We start from the raw sequence: 20,222 nt of genomic DNA on the forward strand, positions 1-20,222 counted from the left end.
CGCAAAATCAGTTTAATGAATGCGGATGTCCCCCGTTAATGATGAAGAGCCGCACTTATAACACATCACTTATCAGTTTCTTTTCTATCTTTAAAGCTTTCTAATTAAGTACTGCAATTCATCTCATTGGTCTTTGATCTGGTTTACGCAACCCCATGTAGTAGAACAGGTAAGCACAAATATGACTATTTAATTACGCTAATGTTGATTAGGTAGTGTGTAATTTTTATGACAGTTGGGTATAATCCGCACCCTTGTCGCAACAGAGATGTAGGTTAATGTCAGTAGCATTTCGAGTGGATCAGGTAGAGTACCCGTTCCCAGCAAAACCACAGCCATTATCAGAAGCACGCAAAGCTGAGTTAAAGGCAGAGATTAAAGCCTTGCTAAAGGCCCGTAACGCTGTGCTTGTGGCGCACTATTACACCGATCATGAAATTCAAGCACTCGCTGAAGAGACTGGCGGCTGCGTAGCTGACTCGTTGGAAATGGCCCGCTTTGGTAGAGATGTAGAAGAGCAAACATTAATTGTTGCTGGCGTTCGCTTTATGGGCGAAACAGCAAAAATTCTTAGCCCTGAAAAAACCGTGCTAATGCCTACACTTGAAGCGACCTGTTCCCTTGATATTGGTTGCCCGGTAAAAGAGTTCAGTGAGTTCTGTGATCAACACCCTGATCACACTGTTGTGGTTTACGCGAATACGTCGGCGGCGGTAAAAGCGCGCGCTGATTGGGTAGTAACGTCAAGCATAGCCTTGGAAATTGTTGAGCACTTAGACAGCCAGGGCAAGAAGATCATTTGGGGTCCTGACAGACACCTAGGCTCGTACATTGCAAAACAAACCGGTGCCGACATGTTAATGTGGCAGGGCGAGTGTATCGTTCACGATGAGTTCTCTGCGCAGAAGCTTGCTGATATGAAAGCCTTGTATCCAAACGCGGCCGTACTGGTTCACCCAGAATCACCAGCCAGCGTGGTAGATATGGCCGATGCGGTTGGCTCGACCAGTCAGTTGATTAAAGCGTCGCAAACCATGGATAACGATACCTTTATTGTTGCCACCGACAAGGGCATCTTTTATAAGATGCAACAACTGACCCCAGAGAAGACGTTTATAGAGGCTCCAACGGGTGGTAACGGCGCTACGTGTAAAAGCTGTGCTCACTGTCCTTGGATGGCAATGAACGGCTTAGAAGCGATTAAGGCGTCTTTAACGGGCGAAAGTGATGGCCATGAAATATTCGTCGATGATGCGTTGCGTAAAGGTGCATTGATTCCCCTTGATCGCATGCTTAACTTCTCGGCCGAGTTAAAAGCAAAAGGCGGCCTTTAGCGCACGTTTTATAAGCACTTGTTGAATAATTTCCAGCAAGTTCTTGATTAAGCGCGCGGCTTTACCTACTATACGCGCGCTCAAGGATTTTCGTAGTTGAAATCTTCTTGATACAAAATTTGGAGAGATGGCTGAGTGGCTGAAGGCGCACGCCTGGAAAGTGTGTATACGTTTATAGCGTATCGAGGGTTCGAATCCCTCTCTCTCCGCCAAATGCAAAGAACCGGCTTTACGCCGGTTTTTTTGTGCCAGCTTCGCAGGGCAAAAAAAAAAGAAACTCACGTGAAGTGAGTTTCTTTTGGTAATAATAGCGCTGTAAATAAGTTACTTCGCAACTTGCTGATGGACTTTGATTAGGTCAGGAAGCTTTTTCGCGTAAATCGCTTTCTTTGTACCTGGGTGAAGTAGTTGGCTTACGAAAGTACGTAAGAAACCAAGTACGAAGGTTTGAACACGGTCAGCGTCTGCTTCGCTAGGGTTAGCGATAAGCGTTTCTGTTTCCGCTTGTACCTTATGAACAATCGGGTCCATCGTGTCTTTACCTGCAACAAGGTCGTTGCCTGTTACTACGCCTTTGCCAAGTAGGTCACGTACTGCGTCATAAAGGTCTGCTGAAACCGCGTTCGATTGGCCCCAATTCGCAATGTTGTACTCTTGTGAAATCTTATCTAGCTCAGCAGTTGGATCGCTAGATTTCAATAGACCTTCAATAAGTTTGTGCGCTTCAGTTTGTTTTACAGGTGTTGATAATTCTGACATTTTTTACTTGATGAAATAGTGAAAAGGCGTTTTATAAATACTTTTCTATTTGCTGTCAAGGTGGCTGATTTTTTTGCTTTAACTATCAATACATTACGTTTTCGGCACTTAATGGTTTAACGCTTGATAGCCATTAAGTGCTTGTTGTATTTTTACAGCACTCTACTTACATTTAGCGGGTAGCTATTGTGCTAGGCAGACATTCTGCTTTCGTTTTTGTCTGCCTTTGCCTGAGCAGGTAGGGGCAGTGTGAAAGCAGAGCGCTTCGCCTGAGCGTTTTCACTTAGCGTATTGTTAAGCCTTGCTGCAATACGAATACTGTCCTCGTTTGCTTCTTTTGCTAGTTTTGCTTTTGTAAATGCCGCTACGCTTTCGTAATGCGTTTGTGCCTTACCCTCTGCTTCTAAGAAAGCCGCACCGGCGTACTGGCCAAGTTTATAGTCGTGGCGAAGCTGTGCATCACTGCTGCCAAGAAGTTTGCTTTGCAGTTTCTTAGGTGCAAAAATTTGAATGACTTCTACACCCTCAGGTGGATTTTCAATAAACGCCAACTCTTTTTGATAGGCGTGCTCATGCTGCAGAAGGTAATCAATGGTCTTCGGGCATGTCCCCGTTGCGCACATAACCGCGCTTATTTTTTGTAGCCATGGCGACTGTGCTTGAAACCCTTCATCTACCGTACGAATCACGACAATTTTAGTCGCCCCTCGTTGGTAGGCTTCGGTAACTGGCAAAGGTGCAGCTAGGCCGCCGTCTAAGTAAAAATCGGTGTTAGCTGCTTTCTTCGCTTCGATTTCGGTATGCAGCGGTACGCCTTGCTTATAAAGTAATGGTAAAGCACTTGACGCTTTGATTAGGTCAACCCAGTTATTTTGACTTTTCATCGGGTTCAAAAAGTAGGCTTTTCTATCTCGCGCATTAGTTGCTGTAAACAGAATTTCTCTGTTGGCCACATTACTTTTTGCCGTATCTAGGTCAAGCAAACGATTCGCTTCTTGGGTTTTTTGAAAGTACCAGTCTAAATCGACAATGTGCTTGCCCACTAAGCCGCGTCCCATCTGGAAAAACCGCTTGTGTCGCGTTAATCCTCGAATAAGTCGCTTGGCATAGCCCTTCTGACGGGCTACAAAGCTTGTTAAGTTTTGCGAGCCTGCCGACGTGCCAATTAAAATATCGAAAGGGTCGTGGCCAGCGTCTAGCCATGCATCAAGTACCCCTGCCGTAAAAATTCCCCGTTGGCCGCCACCTTCCGCTACCAGGGCAACTTTGCCACTTACAGTGTCTTGAGCGTTACGAGTATAGGTAGATTCAGATGCAGGTTGTTGACACAACATGGTAAGCCTCTATTCGACCATATGTTAATTGACTACTTGGTCTAATTGTAGAGAGATCAACCTGACTATTAAAATTGAAAGAACGAATCGGTGTGATAGGAAATAACTGATTTGAATGCGTTTTTGTTATTTATTTGTGGCTTTTTTGTTTACATTACGATCAGCTTCGCGCTACGTTACGTGATAGCTAGCGCGAGGGCCTAAGACAACATGCTAATCCCATAAGCGTGATCTAAATTTATCAAAAGCTCGATGAGATGCGAGTGTCATCCAGGTATTAGCACTTAGTGAAATGCACTTAGGCATAGCGGGTTCAGTAAAGCGCGTATTATTTCGACAAAAGACGACTATAGGAAGTGAAGATGACAAAGGTAACTGTGTTAGGGGCAGGCAGTATTGGCTGTTATGTTGCTGGATGCCTGCTGTCGTCGGGCGCTGTACCTAGTTACGTCAATAGCATAACGCTTATCGGGCGTGAACGGTTACAGCAAGATATTGCCAAGAACGGAATTAAAGTGACTGACTGGCAAGGGCGCAAGCAAATTGTAAACCCTGAACACGTCACTTTCGCTTTGGATAATAAAAGCCTAGAAGACGCTGACTACATTTTACTGTGCGTAAAAAGCCAAGATACCGCCCATGCTGCAAAAATGATCAAGCAGTGGGCCAAACCAAGTGCGATTGTTATTAGCTTGCAAAACGGAGTTTCTAACCCAAGCCGGCTTCGAAAGTATCTATCGCAGGAGGTTATTGCAGGCATGGTTCCTTTCAATGTGTTCTACAAAGGGCAGGGGCACTTTCATTGCGGTACGGAAGGAAACTTGGCACTCGAAGATCCGCAAGGGCTGTGCAAACCGCTAATTAGTGGTTTAGAAAACGCATCGTTGCCGGTAACGGTTTATGAGGATATTGTCGCCGTGCAATATGGCAAGTTTATTATGAATTTGAATAACGCGGTGAATGCCTTATCGGGCGTCCCCTTGAAAAAACAATTAGGCGACAGGCAATACCGGCGGGTTATGGCACAGGTACTAAGTGAAGCGTTAGAGGTACTTAACGCTGAAGGCATTACCCCTGCAAGAACCGGAAAGGTCATCCCTCAACTAATGCCGACAATCATGAAACTGCCCAATTTTCTATTCAACATTGTAGCGGCATCGACGCTCAAGATAGACCCCGAAGCTCGCTCATCCATGTATGAGGATTTACTGCTAGGAAGACGAACTGAAGTGGATTATCTGAATGGTGAAATTGTGAGGCTAGGGGAGAAAACTAAGATTCCTACTCCTGTTAATCGCCATATAGTATCTTTGGTAAAACAGTCAGAGCACGCCAAATCGGGAAGCCCCCACTTAGCGGCTAACGCGCTTTTAGGCCAATAAACTAGCGGTTCAACATTAAATATTACATTTTTATGTCATTTTTGTGTCAGCGCTCTTGAATCTTATACTAAAATCTATATCCTGCGCGCAAATTTCCGTATTCTCAGTATGTTTTGCGTTTCAAATCTCAATTTTCATTATCTCTTTTTTTAGGGCTTTTCTTCACGTGGTGTCTACCGATTAAAGGTGTAGCCTCTGAAGAGTTGGCAATCTCAGATGTTGTACCTTCGGCGTATACAGGCAATGGCCTTAGCTATAAAAGTGACAACCAGCAGTTTTCTTTACGCGTTCGCGGGCGTATCCAGTTTCGCTACGCCAATCCAGGGGCTGGTCAACCTACGCAGCCCAGTGATTTCGACCACGTTGGTGGAAATCAATTCGGTGTTAACCGAGCGCGTATTAAGGTAGACGGCCATATCGGCAAACCTTGGTTCACTTACAGTATCGAATATGACGCCGCCGATCAAAGAACATTGAATGCCACTGTGGCGTTTGAAAAGTATGACTCGCTAAGCGCAAAGCTTGGTCAATGGAAAGTCGAATACTCAAGAGAACGAAGCGTAAGTAGCGGAGGTCAACAAATGATGGACCGCTCGATAATCAATAGGATATTCACGCTAGACAGACAAATGGGCGCTTCTATTTACGGTCATATCGATAACGGTGGTGCTGCTAATTTCAATTACTGGGCAGGTATGTTTAATGGTTCAGGTCGTGGTGACTATAGTAATCATGATGGTGAGGCCATGTATTCGGGTCGTCTGCAGTGGAATTTTTTAGGTAAAGAAGTCGGTTTTAAGAATAGTGACATTGCACGTTCATCTACTCCGAAAGCCGCGATAGCTATCGCAGGGGCTGAGTTTAAAAGTCAATTCACGCGTTTCTCTTCATCTGGAGCAGGTAATTTGACCAACTTTGATGAAGGTGAGGTTGAAGGGCAGTACGATATTCGACAATTTGTGATTGACGGCGCTTACTTTTACAAAGGCTTTAGTGCCCAAGCGGAATACCACGAGAAAAACATTGTTGATGTGGCTAATGATAATATCGAAACAACGTTGCGTGGATACTATATTCAAGCAGGCTACTTTTTAAATGAGTCATTAAAGTGGTGGCCCAAGCCTTTAGAAATTGCTGTGCGCTATGCTACCTATTCACCTAATACTAGTGAGAAAGACGAAGAATTTTACGAAAAATCATTGGCCTTTAATTGGTTTTTTAAAGGTCACGACAACAAACTTACTGCGCAGGTAAGCAGAATCTCTCTCGATCAGTTCGACAATGAAGTCGGCGATAGCACAATCTATTCACTGCAGTGGGATGTGAGCTTTTAGCTTATAATTTCCCGTTGTCGTCTTTTAATACGCACACTACTTCTTATAAAAAACGCCTTACCAGTTAATGGTAAGGCGTTTTAGGTTTTACTGAGTAAAATTAAGTTTTAGTTTTGCTCAAGGACAATACGCAGCATTCTGCGAAGTGGCTCTGCAGCGCCCCATAACAGCTGGTCGCCCACGGTGAACGCAGAAATATATTCTGGCCCCATGTTGAGCTTACGAATACGGCCTACTGGAATAGACAGGGTACCGGTAACTTTCGCTGGCGTAAGTTCCCGCATGGTAGCATCACGGTCATCAGGAATAACTTTTACCCAATCGTTGTGCTTTGCAAGAATGCTTTCAATCTCGCTAACGGGTAAGTCTTTCTTTAGCTTAAGCGTAATTGCCTGGCTGTGACAGCGCATAGCACCTACACGCACGCAAATACCATCAATAGGTACTTCACTGCCTTGGATACCTAAAATTTTATTGGCTTCTGCTTGGGCTTTCCATTCTTCACGGCTTTGGCCTGAAGGAAGCTGAGAATCGATATACGGAATTAAGCTTCCGGCAAGTGGTACACCGAACTGCTCGCTTGGGTATTCTGCGCTTCGAATAAATTCAGATACTTGTTGATCGATATCCAATATAGCGGTAGCCGGATCTTCCACTTTGTCTTTTACATTAGCGTGAATGGCCCCCATTTGACTAATTAATTCACGCATGTGTTTAGCACCAGAGCCCGACGCCGCTTGGTAGGTCATTGGCGATGCCCACTCAACCAAGTCTTGCTCGAATAAGCCGCCTAGTGCCAATAGCATAAGTGACACGGTACAGTTACCGCCTACATAAGTGCGAATGCCCTTTTCAATGCCACTATCAATTTCTTTGCGGTTCACTGGGTCTAGTACAATGACTGCATCGTCTTTCATGCGTAGTGCTGATGCAGCGTCAATCCAGTAGCCCTTCCAGCCTGATGCCCGCAAGTCGTCGTAAACCGCTTTGGTATAGTCGCCGCCTTGGCAAGTAATAATAATATCTTGTTTAGAGAGCGCCTCGATATCATGCGCATCTTCTAAAACACCTGCATCTTTGCCAGCAAAATTTGGTGCTGCAATACCCTTTTGAGAGGTAGTGAAAAAGGTGGGCTCAATGTGCGCGAAATCTTGCTCTTCTTGCATGCGCTGCATTAATACTGAGCCAACCATACCGCGCCAGCCCACTAAACCTACTTTTTGTTGTGACATTAAATTGAGAACCCTTGTTACTAAATTGAAAAGTACCTCATTGTTTGCGTGCTTATTAAGCCAGCTTCACCAGTTTAAGCATGGTAATGACTTTTAATTGCTCAGCACCCAAACAATGGCGAACGCCGCTACCAATAGAGGGCGTAATACCTGTCGTTTTTATTTTTGTCCCCGCAGTCTAAGTGTTATTTATCGCGCTGGCTAGATGGTTTTTTATAAATAATCTGTTGGCGATATAAGCATGTTGAAAACGGTGCAATTGAAAGTAAGTATTATATAGATTTGATTGAAGCTGCTTTAACTAAATTCACTATTATCGCAGGGAAGCTTGATTGGTAACCTAACGAAAAGGCTGTTGATGTATATGAGCAACATGCCATGTTTCGAACACAGTATAAGCGATAGAGAAAAGACAATGAAAACAGTATTAATAACGGGCGCGACAGATGGAATAGGGTTAGAAACCGTGAAGATGTTGGGTAAAGAAGGTCACAACATTATTATTCACGGCAGGAGTAAAGCGAAGCTAGACAACATTAAAGGCGCGCTAGAAGCCCAATACCCAGGAAGTACATTTGCCGCTGTTCAAGCAGACCTTTCATTGTTTGATGACGTAAAGCAACTTGCTGTTGAGGTGAAAGCAAAATATAAACATTTATTCTGAACGCTTTGCTGAAGTTTCTGGTGAATATTTTGATAACGATCACAATACTTTTGCTCAGTTACAGTCTCTTCGCGAATGACCCCGCACACGTAACTAAGCTTATCGAAGAGATGGAGGCGATCATTTCTGCGCATTAATATCGGCTCTCATCAATTCTATTTTTGATAGAAAAGAATAAAACGTTGGATAGCCGTCTCATTTCTAGTATTTGCGAACTTTATTATATAAACGGCCTAAAAATTGCTTTTTAACTTTTACCGTTTCCCTCACAATGTGTGGGGGAATCAGCACTTGTTGAGATACGCTTTACGGAAAACGTAGTTCTTAACAAATATTGTTAAAGTGAGGAAAGCATGCAGTACGATAGTCACACGAAACTTGCTACCACAACTGTATTTTTACATTGGTTAGTTGGACTAACCATTATTGGAATGCTCGCAACGGGCATTTATATGGCGGAAAACGGTGTATACACGCTTTATCCTTGGCATAAAGCCATAGGCTTCTTATTGTTGTTCGTAGCGTTAGCCCGCGTGGTTTGGCGTATGAAAAACGGCTGGCCATCCGCTGTGGCGAACTACAAACCCTTAGAGCACAAGCTTGCTACCGTCGTGCACTGGGTACTGATTTTATTAACGCTTCTAATGCCAATTTCGGGGCTAATGGCTTCTGTATTGGGTGGTCATGGTTTATCTGTTTTCGGTGTAGAGGTATTTGCTCCTAACTTTAGTGTTGATGACCCAGAAAAAACACTACCCATAAATTATGAGCTTTCAAAAGCGGGCGCAGCTATCCACTTTTACTTAGGTTATACCGTGATTGTCGCTTTATTGCTACACATCGCTGGCGCATTAAAGCACCATCTTGTTGATAAAGATGGTACGCTTAAACGTATGTTAGGTAAAACGATTAGCGAGTAGGCGCTATGTTGGTGTAACTTGGGTTGAAGCTTTGTAGCATCAAGACGATGGAACAGCTGTGGCCTATTAGACGCCAAGCACTCAATAACCTAAAATCCCAAAGCATTAATGCACATTTATGTATGCGCTAATACTGAGAGCCGAGTTGAATCTACTCGGCTTTTGGTTTTTCTGAATGAGCAAAGATAAGGTAGTCCTCTGGAGCCGCTATCTTATTTTGTTTCGCTTTATACATAGCAATATCCGCCAGTTTTATGAGCGCATGGGTGTTACTACTTGTTTGCGGGTAGAAAGCAACGCCCACGCTCATAGAAATTACGGTAGGCTTGGTATCATTATTAAAGTAGAAGGGCTGCTTTACCCCGTTGTTCACCTTTTCTATGACTTTTTGCACTGACGTCTCATCTTCCGCTTGAAGTAACAGAACAAACTCATCGCCACCCCATCGTATTGCTACGTCATTTTTGCGTATATTTTCTTTCAACTGTTCAGCAACGAAAATAAGTACTTCATCGCCTGCGTCGTGGCCGTAAATGTCATTAACCGCTTTGAACCCGTTTAAGTCTATAAGCGCTAACGCAAAGTGATGCTCTTTTCTCATCAACTTAGCAATAAGCTTTTCACCACCATTTCGGTTATAAATGCCAGTTAAAGCATCGAAGTCCGCTTGCAGCGCTAGCTTTTGAAGCTCTTGTTTTCGGCTTGAAATGTCATTTAACGTAAGCTGGTAGTAACGCTCGCCTTCGTCGGTCAGCAGCGGGCTTGCGATTAATTGCACCCACGTGACGTTATCGCTAACCGCAGATACGAGTTTATACTCGCCGGTAGCGAATTCATTTCGTGCAAAGGCCTCTTTGAGTGAGGCTTTCATCAACGTTGCGTTTTCAAATAACTCTTCGAGTAGTTCGCCATAGCCTTGCTTAATTCCAAGGCCAACCTTTTCTACCAAGTCATTGAATGCCTGGTTTCTAAGCTCGATAACCCCGTTTTCCGTCATTAAAACGGTTGCAGTTTTGGCATTTTCGAAAAGCATCCTAAACCGCTTTTCCAAAAATTCGATTTCTTCTCTTAGCTGCCGCTCTTGAGAGAACTGCTCCTCCACTTTGCTTAATAGCTGGTTGGTATCATCGACTAATACGCCTATCTCACTGCGGGCGTGATAATCTGGCACAGCAATGCGCTGTGTTGTGCCGGGGGTAATTTCGTGCAAGGAGCGGCTAACGCGGAGCATAGGTAAAATTATGATATAGTAGGCGATAATTAACGCAACAATACCTACGACAAGTGCTTCCACGTATAGCGAATAGCTATTGTCGGTACTGATTGTCTCAGCTTGGCGGATAATATGATCAAAGTTTGGGTATATGTTTACTTCCGCTAATGTTTCTTCAGGTATAAACGGATGCCGTACTAAAAATACCCGAGGCTCAGAATTTAAGTTAATTGCCTCTGTTACATTGAATTGATAATAAAGGGCGTCACTTTTAATAGACGCCGCTAAAATTTTATCACTCTTAACTAAACCATTAATCGCCTCTTTAGCCAGGTCTTCATCTTCTAAGAAAGCCGCTATCGATGCGGTTGCACCAACAGTTCGGTAAAGCTCTTCGATATCTTGGTTCGCTTCACTAATTTCATGTTTGTAGGTGGCGCGATAAAAAAACTCTGCGGTGGTCAGCACCACTAGCATCGCAGCAATCACCAAAAAAAGTGCGAAACGAAAGCCTAAACCCTGAACATTAATCAAAACGATATACTACCTTCATTTTGTCGGTAACAGACGACTCATAAACATAGGCTAGGGCCGACTCATCAGCTTCAAGACGCTGTCTAACATCATCTAGTGTCTGTTCAACTGCAGGAGGTTTCACTCGCCCGGAAAACTTTAATCTAGACCAATAGGCGTTAACACGGGCCAGCGGTAACCCAACTAATGCTTGGTAAAATTGAGCTTTTAGCTTTGCATCTAATTCAACATCAATGGGGGTTGCTTGCTTCCCGTTAGGAAACGCTGAATACTTGCCCATAAAAAGGTCAATTAAGCCTTTCTTATCTAATATCTGCACGTCATTCTTTTGATTAGTAACAACCACAATTGTGTCTGATACCTGTGCTGCACAAGAAAAGCTAGTAAATAAAAGCACTACTGTAACGATCAAGGGGGAGCGGCTAAAAAATTTCATGATGCCCCCTTAAAAGCTAAAGCTTAAAGCAAGGAAGAGGGTGTGCGCTACGCCTTCTTCATCATCAACAATGAGTCCATTTCTGGCTCTAAGACCCGTCCCCCGTGCATCTATATCCGTTCGTTCGACTTGGGCTTTGAACGCTAAATTCTCGCGTAAGTCCCAGCGCCAGCCAACCGATATGGTTTGTTGATTGTGAGCCAGTGAGCTTGCCACCTCTTCAACAAATATGGCTAGTTCAGCAGTAGCGGGGATGATAGGGAAATTAGGCTGCTCTTCGCTTAGGAAATAGGTGTCTGTTTTTGCGAATGAAAAGAGGCCGTAAAAGGTGTGCGCACCATAAAGATAACTAACATTTAGAAAGCCATTAAAAGAGGGTCTTAGCGCTACAGACTGCGAGTCAATATGAGACAGCTCGCCAGACACCTCCCAGTCACCCAAATAGCGATTGGCATAAAGTGAGGTATATTGAATAGTAGCGTTGCGCAATTTTAGTGAATTTGAAAAATCGACAGCGCCACTCCAAAACGGCTGCAATTGGGCTACGTTTTCTGCCACAAAGACGGTGTCAAAATTGTCACTTTCAGCTTCAGTTCGCGTGTGTTTTAACGCGACACTCCAATCAAACGCCGTTAACTCAATCCCAAGAGAGCGCAGGTTCTCAAAAGTAATAGGCTCAAAGGTATTGCTAGAAAAGTCGCTTTCTCCTTCGCCCCAAAAACCTTTTACCGAGAGATTAAAATCGCGATAACGCCTTAAATAGCTTATATCAGCCCCATCAAAACTTCGCGCTGGAACAATACCGTAAACTTCAGTCGGGACTTTTACCCAAGGGTAGGCAATGGAAACGTCTCTGGTGTCACTGAAATGGAAGATATCTGCTGCTAGCCTTCCCGCTCTTACCTGCCAGGATGGAGTAATGTCGTAGCGTAAAAAAGCCATTTGGGTGATAGAGTCTATGTTCTGCTCATCTTGCTCTCGATAAACAAATTGCCCTACGAAATCTAGGTCATCTGAAACGCTGTAATCGAGCTGTACGCCGATTAAACTTAGTGGTTTAAACGCAAAGCCGTCTTTTTTTGCATATTCTGCTTGTGAACGGTCGTTGCGAAACTGGTAAATTCGGGTATCGGCAGTGGCAGATGCTAGGGTACCAAACCCGCTAACTTTCAGCTTTTCTTGATCTGCTGAAACGCATTGCGCAACGAGTATACTTACTGCGGCCGCAATGAAAGTGAACGGCTTATTTATCATCTTTTTTCCCAGTTTGATGGTTGTTTCTACTATCGCTAACAATTTCATCGTTGTAAGAATTTTAGCTATTTCAAGCATAGTAAAGAAACGCAAGAACACATTAAAAATTTCCTATTTTTGTTTTAAAAACCGACGAGATACATGAAATAACGCAATTAAAATGGTGGCGTGTTCTACGCTACAATTCCACTGAGTTTTTCATCCCAGTATGGTGTGCCACTAAAGCGTTCGGCTAGATAATCAATAAATGCGCGTACCTTTGGTGCTAGCAAACGGTTAGTGGGGTAAACAGCCCACAGGGCACAGTCGGTGGCAAGCGGGTAGTCATGTAACACTTGTACAAGCTCGCCATTTTCTAGATACGGGTAGCTGCACCAAGTGGCGGTTAGTGTTAAACCGCAGCCTTGAATACAGGCGTCGCGTACGGCTTCTCCATTGTCCATTCGCAGGTGATTAGGTGTTTTAATTGAGATAGTGCCGTGGCTTCCTTTAAAGTCCCACACTTCTAAGCCGGTAAGATTTACGATTTTATGATTTTTAAGATCGGCCGGCGTTTGTGGCGCGTCGTTTTTTTCTATATAGCTTTTAGAAGCAACGATAATACGCTTGTCATCGGCGAGTTTCTTTGCATGTAAATTCGAGTCTTTTAGCTCTGCATCGCGAATCGCCACATCAAACCCGCCTTCTACCACATCTAAAATGCTATCGCTAAATCGGAAGTCGATGTTCAGTTTTGGGTATTGTTCCAAAAATTCGTTGATGGCAGGCACTAAATGCATACGACCAAACGACGCTGGCGCGGTTACCCGCAACGTACCTTGCGGGGTTTGCGCTCCGCTACCAACCGCCGCTTGGGCCGTTTCAATACTATCTAGCACTTCTTGTGCGTGGGGCAAAAATTGTTTGCCTTCGTCGGTAAGCGATACTTTTCGTGTCGTACGATGAATAAGCCGAACACCCAAGGTGTCTTCAAGTTTGCCAATGTGGGCACTTGCCACGGCAGGAGATATGTTGAGCTCTCGCCCTGCAAGGCTGATATTCGCAGTGCTAGCAATACGCACGAAAAGCTTAAGATGTTCTATATTCATCGCAATTATCAATAAAATCTAAAAACTGTTTGCTTTTATAATCCCATTTGAAAAGCGCCAGTTGAAAAGTGCCAGTTAAAACAGCGAGCCCTATCCATAACGACTAAATGCTTTATAATTCTCTGTGCAAAGGAGAAACAAATGTGAACGAATATGCGCGGTATTTTAATGGCTACCCTTCAACTATTGTAGAACAAGCGCTTAAGCTTATTGAGAACAGTCAGCTTAAACATTACCTATTAAAAAAGTACCCAGAAGCCCATGCTATTACGACTGATAAGCTGCTTTATCAGTATGCCACCGATGTTAAAAAGCGGTATTTAAAAAACGCTCCACCGTTTGGACGGGCCGCGTTTAAAAAGCAAGGTGATATGGTAACTAACGCGTTAGGCACGCACACGTATCGTATGCAGGGCAAAACGCGTAAGCATGATTTAGCCATTAATAGTGACTTGTTGTGCGCGCCCGAGCCATTACTAAAAGCACTTGTCGTTCACGAATTAGCGCATTTTAAAGAAAAAGAGCACAACAAAGCATTCTATAAACTCTGCTGTTACATGGAACCCTATTACCATCAGCTAGAATTGGATTTAAGGTTATTTTGCGTCGCTGTTTCATTGGGCGAAAACCCGTATACATAATGGCCTAAGATAAGTAAAGCGGTTATATTTGTACGTGGGTTAAAAATAAGATAGCGCTCACGAATGAGCTACCTGTAGTCATTGTGGAAGTCGCACCATATTATTGGTTTCAACTAAACAAGGAGTATCGATGGGCATAGCGAATATCATGTCTACACGGGTTGTCAGTGTTCACATGGATGATAGTTTACAGTCGCTAAGGGAGCTATTTGCTGCGACAGGTTTTCATCACCTTGTGGTAGTTCACGACAATAAACTACAGGGTATTATCTCTGATAGAGACCTGATGAAGTCGATTAGCCCTTTTGTCGATACGCTTAGCGAGCGCTTACTTGACCGAGCAACATTAGATAAGCGGGCACATCAAATAATGACGCGAGAGGTGATAACGCTTAACCCAAGTGATTCCGTGTTTGCGGCCATTACGCTTTTTAACAATCACAAAATTTCCTGTATTCCCATCATCGATGGAGATAGTCACCCAGTAGGCATGGTGTCATGGCGCGATGTGATGAAGTTTATGCAAAGTAGGGTAGAGGCTAAGCGCTAGGTAAGTACACGCCAATCAAATATGGGGAACGCCCTATAACGGTAGCAGCCTCCCTGCAAGAGTTTATGGAAATTCCAGCAGAGAGGGCCGTTCTGTGCAAACGCTAGCTTTTGCGATAACTTACTTTAAACAGCAGGCTGTAAAGCACGGGCACCGCGATAAGGGTAAGCACAGTAGCAAACGCTAAGCCGCCCATGATCGTCACCGCCATATCAGCAAAGAAGGCGTCGAATAATAGCGGCGCCATTCCTAAAATAGTCGTCACCGCCGCTAGTGAAACCGGGCGTACACGGCTTATCGTCGCTTCAACAATGGCTTGTCGTATCGCTAAGCCTTCTTCTATTTGAAGGTCAATTTCTTCAATTAGTACTATGGCGTTTTTGATCAACATACCAAATAAACTTAAGAAGCCTAACAGCGACATAAAGCCAAACGGCATATCGGTGGCTAGCAAACCGGTAACCACACCCACTATCGCCATAGGCACCACAAGCCAAATAATAAGCGGCTGACGGGCGTGTCCGAATAAGAGCACGGAAATAATAAACATGACTAAGAACCCTGCAGGTAGGCCAGCACCGAGGGCCTTTTGCGCATCGCTTGAGCTTTCAAATTCGCCGCCCCATTCAAGTGAATAGCCCTGCGGAAGGTCGATGTCTTCAATTACTGGACGAATGCGAGCCAGCGCTTTGGCTGCAGTTTCATCATCGCCAGGCTCTGCCTCAACAGTGATAGTGCGAACGCGGTCGCGGCGGTGAATGCGCATTTCTTCCGTCATCAGCTCTAAACCTTGCGAAACCTGTGTAAAAGGCACGTACTGGCGCTGTTGGGTGCTCCACACTTGCGATTCGCGGATAGACTGCAATTCGGTGTCTTCGGCCTTACCCATTTTCGCAACAATGCTATAGGCATAGTCGCCGTCTTGCACCGTACCTAGCTGAACGCCGCTACTTGCGTACTGAATGGTTTGGCTGAAGTCGCTATGGGAAACCCCAGCAATTCCTGCATTGTAGTTGTCGTATTGCGTATTAATGGCAAAGCCTTTTTCGCGCCAGTTATGGCGTATATCTTTAACCTGTCCATCTTCAAAAAGCCGGGCTTTTGCTTCTTCTGCAAGCTGTCGCAGAACGTCGGCATCCGGGCCAGAAAAACGGGCTTCTAATTTAGCGCCGGAACCCGGGCCAAACTGCATGCGTTCCATGTAAAAGCTTGCATCGAAATCTAGGTGGGTAAGTTTGTCTGCAAGCGCCGATTGAATAGCCGGAATATTTTCAAGTTCATTAGCCCGTACCATGAAAAATGCGTAGTTTTCATTAGCACTTTTAGGCGCATACGTTAGAGTAAAACGATCGGCACCTTGCCCAATGAAGGTGGTCACCGCCGTTACGTTTTCCATTTCCAATATGCGTTTCTCTGCTTCCTTAGCAACCTCTTCAGTGGCGCGAATATCACGGTCTTGAGGGCCCCAGTAATGGACAAAGAAGAGTGGGGCATTAGACGGCGGGAAGAACCCTTGCTTAACCATGCCAAAGCTGCCGTAGGCCACAATAGTAATGACAAACAACGCACCAATGGTTATCCAACGTAGCCGCAGCGCACTTAACAACGTACCTTTGAACCATTTTTGCATGGCCGAGGGCTCATTGTTGTTTGTCTGATTGATGCCTTTACGGTAGAAGTATGAACCAAGTACAGGCACTAACGTCACCGCAAGTACCCAACTTATCATTAAAGATACCAGTACTACGGCGAACAAGGAATACAGGAATTCACCGGTAGCATCGTTAGAGAGACCAATGCCCGAAAACGCGGCAATACCAATTACCGTAGCGCCTAAAAGCGGCCATTGGGTGCGTTTCACGATAAAGCTGGCAGATTCTTTTGCGGTGGACCCGGTTGCCATGCGAAGCATCATGCCTTCGGCTACTACAATAGCGTTGTCTACTAACATCCCCATAGCAATAACCATAGCCCCAAGGGATATGCGTTGTAGCTGAATATCCATGAGCCACATGATGAGAATAGTGCCAAGTACGGTAACCAACAGTACGGCACCTACTACAACGCCAGAGCGCCAGCCCATAAATAAACACAAGGTAAGGGTAACAACCGCCACAGACATAACCAGATTATTAATAAAACCAGTTACAGACTCATCAACTACCGAGGCTTGATCGTAAATAGGGGTTAACGTAATACCGACGGGCAGCTCTTGCAGCAGCTTTTCTACTTTCGCGTTTACGCGTGCGCCTACGTCTACAATATTAACGTCGGTGAGTGCCGACACCGACAGGGTAAGGGCTTCTTCACCGTTATAGCGCACGTGAACTGGCTGAATGTCGGCAGGCTCAAGTTTTAGTGTCGCAATGTCTGCAACGCGCAGCGAACGGTTTGTGCCCGGAACAACCACTGATAAATTCGATATTTCCTCAAGTCTGTCAGGGGCGCGCTCTACAATTAGCCGTACGTTTTTTTCGTCTACTTTAATACGACCGCCGTTAAAGGGGCGCAAGTTATCCTCGAAAAGCGCGGCAAGATCAGGAAAAGAAATACCTAGGCCAGCGAGTTGGTAGGGGTTGATGTACGCCACAATTTGCTCTTTTTGAACGCCTGTTACATTAACCTTAGCTACGCCCTCTGTAGTAAGCAGGTCACGGCGTATAATGCGGGCAAACTCGCGAAGTTCTCGTGTGTCAAAATCCGGCGCACTTAGCGCGTAATAAAGGCCGTATACATCGCCAAAATCGTCGAACACTATGGGGTCTTGTGTACCGGCGGGCAGTGAACTGGCGGTGTCTCGAAGGCGCTTTCTTAATTCATCCCAAATTTGTGGCAGCAGGTTACTATCGTACGTGCTTTTCACTTCAACCGTAATTTCAGACAATCCCGGAGAAGAGACAGAAGTCACCTCCTTTAACTGCGGCATTTGTTGAATAGCAATCTCTAAGCGCTCAGTCACTTCACGCTCTACTTTCTCAGCACTTGCCCCTGGGTAATTGGTGTATACCTTTACTTGTTTAATGGTAAAGGCAGGGTCTTCTAAGCGGCCAATCTTGCTCATGGCTAATACGCCGCCTAATAAAAGTATGACGACCATTAACCAAACGTTAACCGGTTTGTCTATTGAATAGCGTGCGATATCCATAAACTACTTCTCTCCTTGATAAGGAAGCACTTTCATATTTGCACGCATTTGTGTGGCACCGGCGGCGACTACTTTTTGTCCTAGAGTCAGGTTGCTTTGGCCATTGCTTTCTATGATCGCTAGTTCGTCTTCAATGTGCTTAACTTCGACCGTTTGTTTGGTTACCGAGTTAGACGCTTCGTTGTATACCCAAACCGAGAAACCCGCATCGGCATTGCCCACAAGTGACCTTACCGGAACAACTAAGCCTTCAGGGTATAAGCTACCTTGTAAGCTTACTTTAACCACAGCACGGGCGCCGGGTGTAAGCGGCAGTTCTTCACGAGGCTCCATAGCAAATACCACTTCATAGGTTTGCGAAACGGGGTCGGGTTGCGTGGAGTGCTCTACGTAATTCACTGGATACCACTGACTGCGGTTAGTGGCTAACGTTGCGCTGGCTTGCTTGATACCACGACCAATATTAGCCGTTAGCAGGCGTTCAGGCACATTGATATTAAAGTAGATTTTTGACACATCTTGAAGGCGAGCAATAGGAGTGCCCGCAGCGACAAAGCTGTTGTTTTCAACAAGACGCTGCGATACTTTTGCATCGAAAGGCGCGTAAAGTTGCGTGTAGCTTAAATCTTGCTCAGCATTTTTTAAGTCGATAACGGCAAGCTCATAGGACGTCTTTGCCGAGTCTAACGAACTTTGTGCCACCAATTTTTGCGCGAACATTTTTTCAATTCGGTCGAGCTCACGTTTGGCTTGTTCCAGTCGCGTCTTTGACTCATCTACACGGCGTTCAAAAGGCTTTCGGTCGATTGTCGCCAGCAGCTTTCCTTTACTGATATCACTGCCTGTTACAAGGTCGGTTTGTATAAGCCTACCTGATACTTCAAAACTCAGGTCGACAGTTTTTACCGCCGATACCACAGCGGGAAAGGTAAATTCATCGTAGTCAGGAATATTACTGACCGTGGCTAACTTAACATAGCGAGGAGAGGCCTGTGATTGCTCCTTTACTGGCTCTTCAGAAGAACAAGCCGTAAGGGCAGAAACCGACAATATGCTTAAAAATAATAGGTGAGTAAATCGCATTATAGGCATAAGTGCGTGTAATCCAATGTCAGGGTAAATAATGTATAGACGTGTGTACATTAAGTCTTCGTTACTTCACAAAGGCAGAAATGGACGAATTTAACTTAAAGTAAACTGGTGAGTGCATTTTAGTGCGGTTACATTGAAAAGTAAACTGTACGGTGTAGAATGGAAGCATATTAATATGAGAACAATGTTATGACGGGCAACACACGTACGCGAAGTGATGCAAAGCGCGAAGCTATTATCCAAGCTGCAACTCAGGCGTTTCAGGAATACGGGGTTAACGGCACCAGTATGGATAAGCTAGCTGAATTGGCTAACGTATCTAAGCGCACGGTATACAACCATTTTGCTACGAAAGAAGACTTGGTAATGCATTTGGTGACTAAGCAATTTGAGGACGCCAAGCTAAGCGTAACGGTAGTGTACGACCCAGCCCGTGATTTATCCGAACAGCTGTGTGAGCTAATTTTTCAAGATATTGAGTTTACTGTTACCGAAGAGCACCTTGATATTGCACGGGTTGCCATTGGGCATTTCTTCTACGAACCTGAAAAGCTTAAAGATGAAGTGGCGCAATTAAAAGCGCAAGAGACAGCATTGCATCGCTGGTTAAAAGCAGCAAAAGCAGATAATAAGATTGATTTCGATGACTTAAGCCGTGTTGTTGATGAAATTGACAGCCTAGTGAAGGGCCAGTGCTTTTGGCCCCAGCTTTTCAAAATAGAAGATGTACTTAGCAATCAAGATAAGCACAACGTAGCTAAAAATACCGTTGCCCTAATATTAGGGCGTTACGCGGTAACCTAAGATCTTTTCTGCGAACAACTAGCCCCTTAGGGTGGAATCTTGCGATTTCAGGTTTAAAGCATATGTCTTAAATATCCTGTACGTGTGCGTGCCCAGCCAGTACCTGCGGCGGCAGACGCGACCAAGCTACTACATTTTATACACCCACCTATTGTTTATTTTAAACCGTTCGCTGCCGCTTATTTATTCCGAACCCGCATTTTCCTAAGTTAGCCTTCTTCCGTTAAAAAAATATCAGTGCGCGTTTTATCGCCAAAAAGCTTTTACTAGCGTGTTCTTTGCGCGTTTTTTTGACGTGTCGTGTCAATACTTTTCCACAATATTAAGAAAATTTATAAAGAGTTTTAAAATTTTGCTTGTTTAGGGCTCGTCATTGCAGAAATTTTTCTATATTATCCAGACCACAAATAACAACTATTATTATTTGCAATTGCAAAGCGCTGCTAAAAGCGTTGTCAAAATAATAGGTTTAACGGTTATTAAGAAACACACAACACTTTGAAGAA

Annotated in this window: 17 protein-coding genes and 1 tRNA gene; 9 read left to right on the top strand and 9 right to left on the bottom strand. The window is 44.6% G+C overall.

What is annotated here, in order from left to right:
• The first annotated feature begins 278 nt into the window (after positions 1–278).
• Positions 279–1,334 carry a quinolinate synthase NadA gene (gene nadA, locus ACX5J7_RS11975; protein WP_015066697.1) on the top strand — a complete coding sequence of 352 codons (1,056 nt, stop codon included), beginning with the start codon at positions 279–281 and terminating at the stop codon, positions 1,332–1,334.
• Positions 1,335–1,455: 121 nt separating this feature from the next.
• Positions 1,456–1,546 (top strand) — tRNA-Ser (locus ACX5J7_RS11980).
• Between the two features lie 112 nt (positions 1,547–1,658).
• Here the strand turns inward: ACX5J7_RS11980 and ACX5J7_RS11985 are convergent.
• Together ACX5J7_RS11985 and ACX5J7_RS11990 are read right to left on the bottom strand one after the other, a co-directional pair.
• Positions 1,659–2,093 carry a hypothetical protein gene (locus tag ACX5J7_RS11985; protein WP_015066702.1) on the bottom strand — a complete coding sequence of 145 codons (435 nt, stop codon included), beginning with the start codon at positions 2,091–2,093 and terminating at the stop codon, positions 1,659–1,661.
• 191 nt (positions 2,094–2,284) lie between these two features.
• On the bottom strand, positions 2,285–3,427 hold the full coding sequence (locus ACX5J7_RS11990; RefSeq protein WP_278385234.1) for a patatin-like phospholipase family protein: 1,143 nt from the start codon (positions 3,425–3,427) through the stop codon (positions 2,285–2,287).
• A 362-nt stretch (positions 3,428–3,789) separates the two neighbouring features.
• Here ACX5J7_RS11990 and ACX5J7_RS11995 point away from each other — a divergent pair, with 362 nt between their 5' ends.
• Positions 3,790–4,809, top strand: a complete 1,020-nt coding sequence (locus ACX5J7_RS11995; protein ID WP_498707278.1) for a 2-dehydropantoate 2-reductase — start codon at positions 3,790–3,792, stop codon at positions 4,807–4,809.
• 203 nt (positions 4,810–5,012) lie between these two features.
• On the top strand, positions 5,013–6,143 hold the full coding sequence (locus ACX5J7_RS12000) for an OprO/OprP family phosphate-selective porin (protein ID WP_498707279.1): 1,131 nt from the start codon (positions 5,013–5,015) through the stop codon (positions 6,141–6,143).
• Between the two features lie 107 nt (positions 6,144–6,250).
• Here ACX5J7_RS12000 and asd read toward each other — a convergent pair whose 3' ends face one another.
• A complete protein-coding gene (asd, locus tag ACX5J7_RS12005; RefSeq protein WP_020743195.1) occupies positions 6,251–7,375 on the bottom strand; it encodes an aspartate-semialdehyde dehydrogenase in 1,125 nt (374 codons plus the stop codon).
• A 415-nt stretch (positions 7,376–7,790) separates the two neighbouring features.
• Between asd and ACX5J7_RS12010 the strand changes: the two genes are divergently transcribed.
• On the top strand, positions 7,791–8,039 hold the full coding sequence (locus tag ACX5J7_RS12010) for an SDR family NAD(P)-dependent oxidoreductase (protein ID WP_483379845.1): 249 nt from the start codon (positions 7,791–7,793) through the stop codon (positions 8,037–8,039).
• 353 nt (positions 8,040–8,392) lie between these two features.
• Positions 8,393–8,959 (top strand): cytochrome b, encoded by a 567-nt coding sequence (locus ACX5J7_RS12015; RefSeq protein WP_498707280.1) that lies wholly within the window; start codon positions 8,393–8,395, stop codon positions 8,957–8,959.
• Between the two features lie 151 nt (positions 8,960–9,110).
• Here the strand turns inward: ACX5J7_RS12015 and ACX5J7_RS12020 are convergent, their stop codons facing one another.
• The 4 genes from ACX5J7_RS12020 to ACX5J7_RS12035 form a co-directional block, all read right to left on the bottom strand.
• The gene (locus ACX5J7_RS12020) at positions 9,111–10,706 is read right to left on the bottom strand and encodes a sensor domain-containing diguanylate cyclase (protein ID WP_348681787.1); all 1,596 of its coding nucleotides are present in this window, start codon (positions 10,704–10,706) and stop codon (positions 9,111–9,113) included.
• Complete coding sequence (locus ACX5J7_RS12025) at positions 10,699–11,142, bottom strand: type 2 periplasmic-binding domain-containing protein (RefSeq protein WP_015066712.1); 444 nt, start codon at positions 11,140–11,142, stop codon at positions 10,699–10,701. Before ACX5J7_RS12025 ends, ACX5J7_RS12020 begins: the two co-directional genes overlap by 8 nt.
• A 9-nt stretch (positions 11,143–11,151) precedes the next feature.
• On the bottom strand, positions 11,152–12,396 hold the full coding sequence (locus ACX5J7_RS12030; protein WP_498707281.1) for a hypothetical protein: 1,245 nt from the start codon (positions 12,394–12,396) through the stop codon (positions 11,152–11,154).
• Positions 12,397–12,569: 173 nt separating this feature from the next.
• Positions 12,570–13,484 carry a LysR family transcriptional regulator gene (locus tag ACX5J7_RS12035; protein ID WP_278385243.1) on the bottom strand — a complete coding sequence of 305 codons (915 nt, stop codon included), beginning with the start codon at positions 13,482–13,484 and terminating at the stop codon, positions 12,570–12,572.
• Positions 13,485–13,627: 143 nt separating this feature from the next.
• Between ACX5J7_RS12035 and ACX5J7_RS12040 the strand changes: the two genes are divergently transcribed.
• Positions 13,628–14,125 carry a M48 metallopeptidase family protein gene (locus tag ACX5J7_RS12040; protein ID WP_278385245.1) on the top strand — a complete coding sequence of 166 codons (498 nt, stop codon included), beginning with the start codon at positions 13,628–13,630 and terminating at the stop codon, positions 14,123–14,125.
• 130 nt (positions 14,126–14,255) lie between these two features.
• Positions 14,256–14,675, top strand: coding sequence for a CBS domain-containing protein (locus ACX5J7_RS12045; RefSeq protein WP_015066716.1), 420 nt, complete (start codon positions 14,256–14,258; stop codon positions 14,673–14,675).
• A 103-nt stretch (positions 14,676–14,778) separates the two neighbouring features.
• On the opposite strand, the gene ACX5J7_RS12050 is transcribed toward ACX5J7_RS12045, so the two are convergent.
• Positions 14,779–17,820: an efflux RND transporter permease subunit gene (locus ACX5J7_RS12050; RefSeq protein WP_498707282.1), complete on the bottom strand. Its 3,042-nt coding sequence runs from the start codon at positions 17,818–17,820 to the stop codon at positions 14,779–14,781.
• Between the two features lie 3 nt (positions 17,821–17,823).
• Positions 17,824–18,963, bottom strand: coding sequence for an efflux RND transporter periplasmic adaptor subunit (locus ACX5J7_RS12055; protein ID WP_023559597.1), 1,140 nt, complete (start codon positions 18,961–18,963; stop codon positions 17,824–17,826).
• Between the two features lie 138 nt (positions 18,964–19,101).
• Between ACX5J7_RS12055 and ACX5J7_RS12060 the strand changes: the two genes are divergently transcribed.
• Positions 19,102–19,716, top strand: coding sequence for a TetR/AcrR family transcriptional regulator (locus ACX5J7_RS12060; RefSeq protein WP_071958867.1), 615 nt, complete (start codon positions 19,102–19,104; stop codon positions 19,714–19,716).
• Positions 19,717–20,222: the final 506 nt, after the last annotated feature.

It is taken from the genome of Alteromonas infernus (assembly GCF_902705815.1).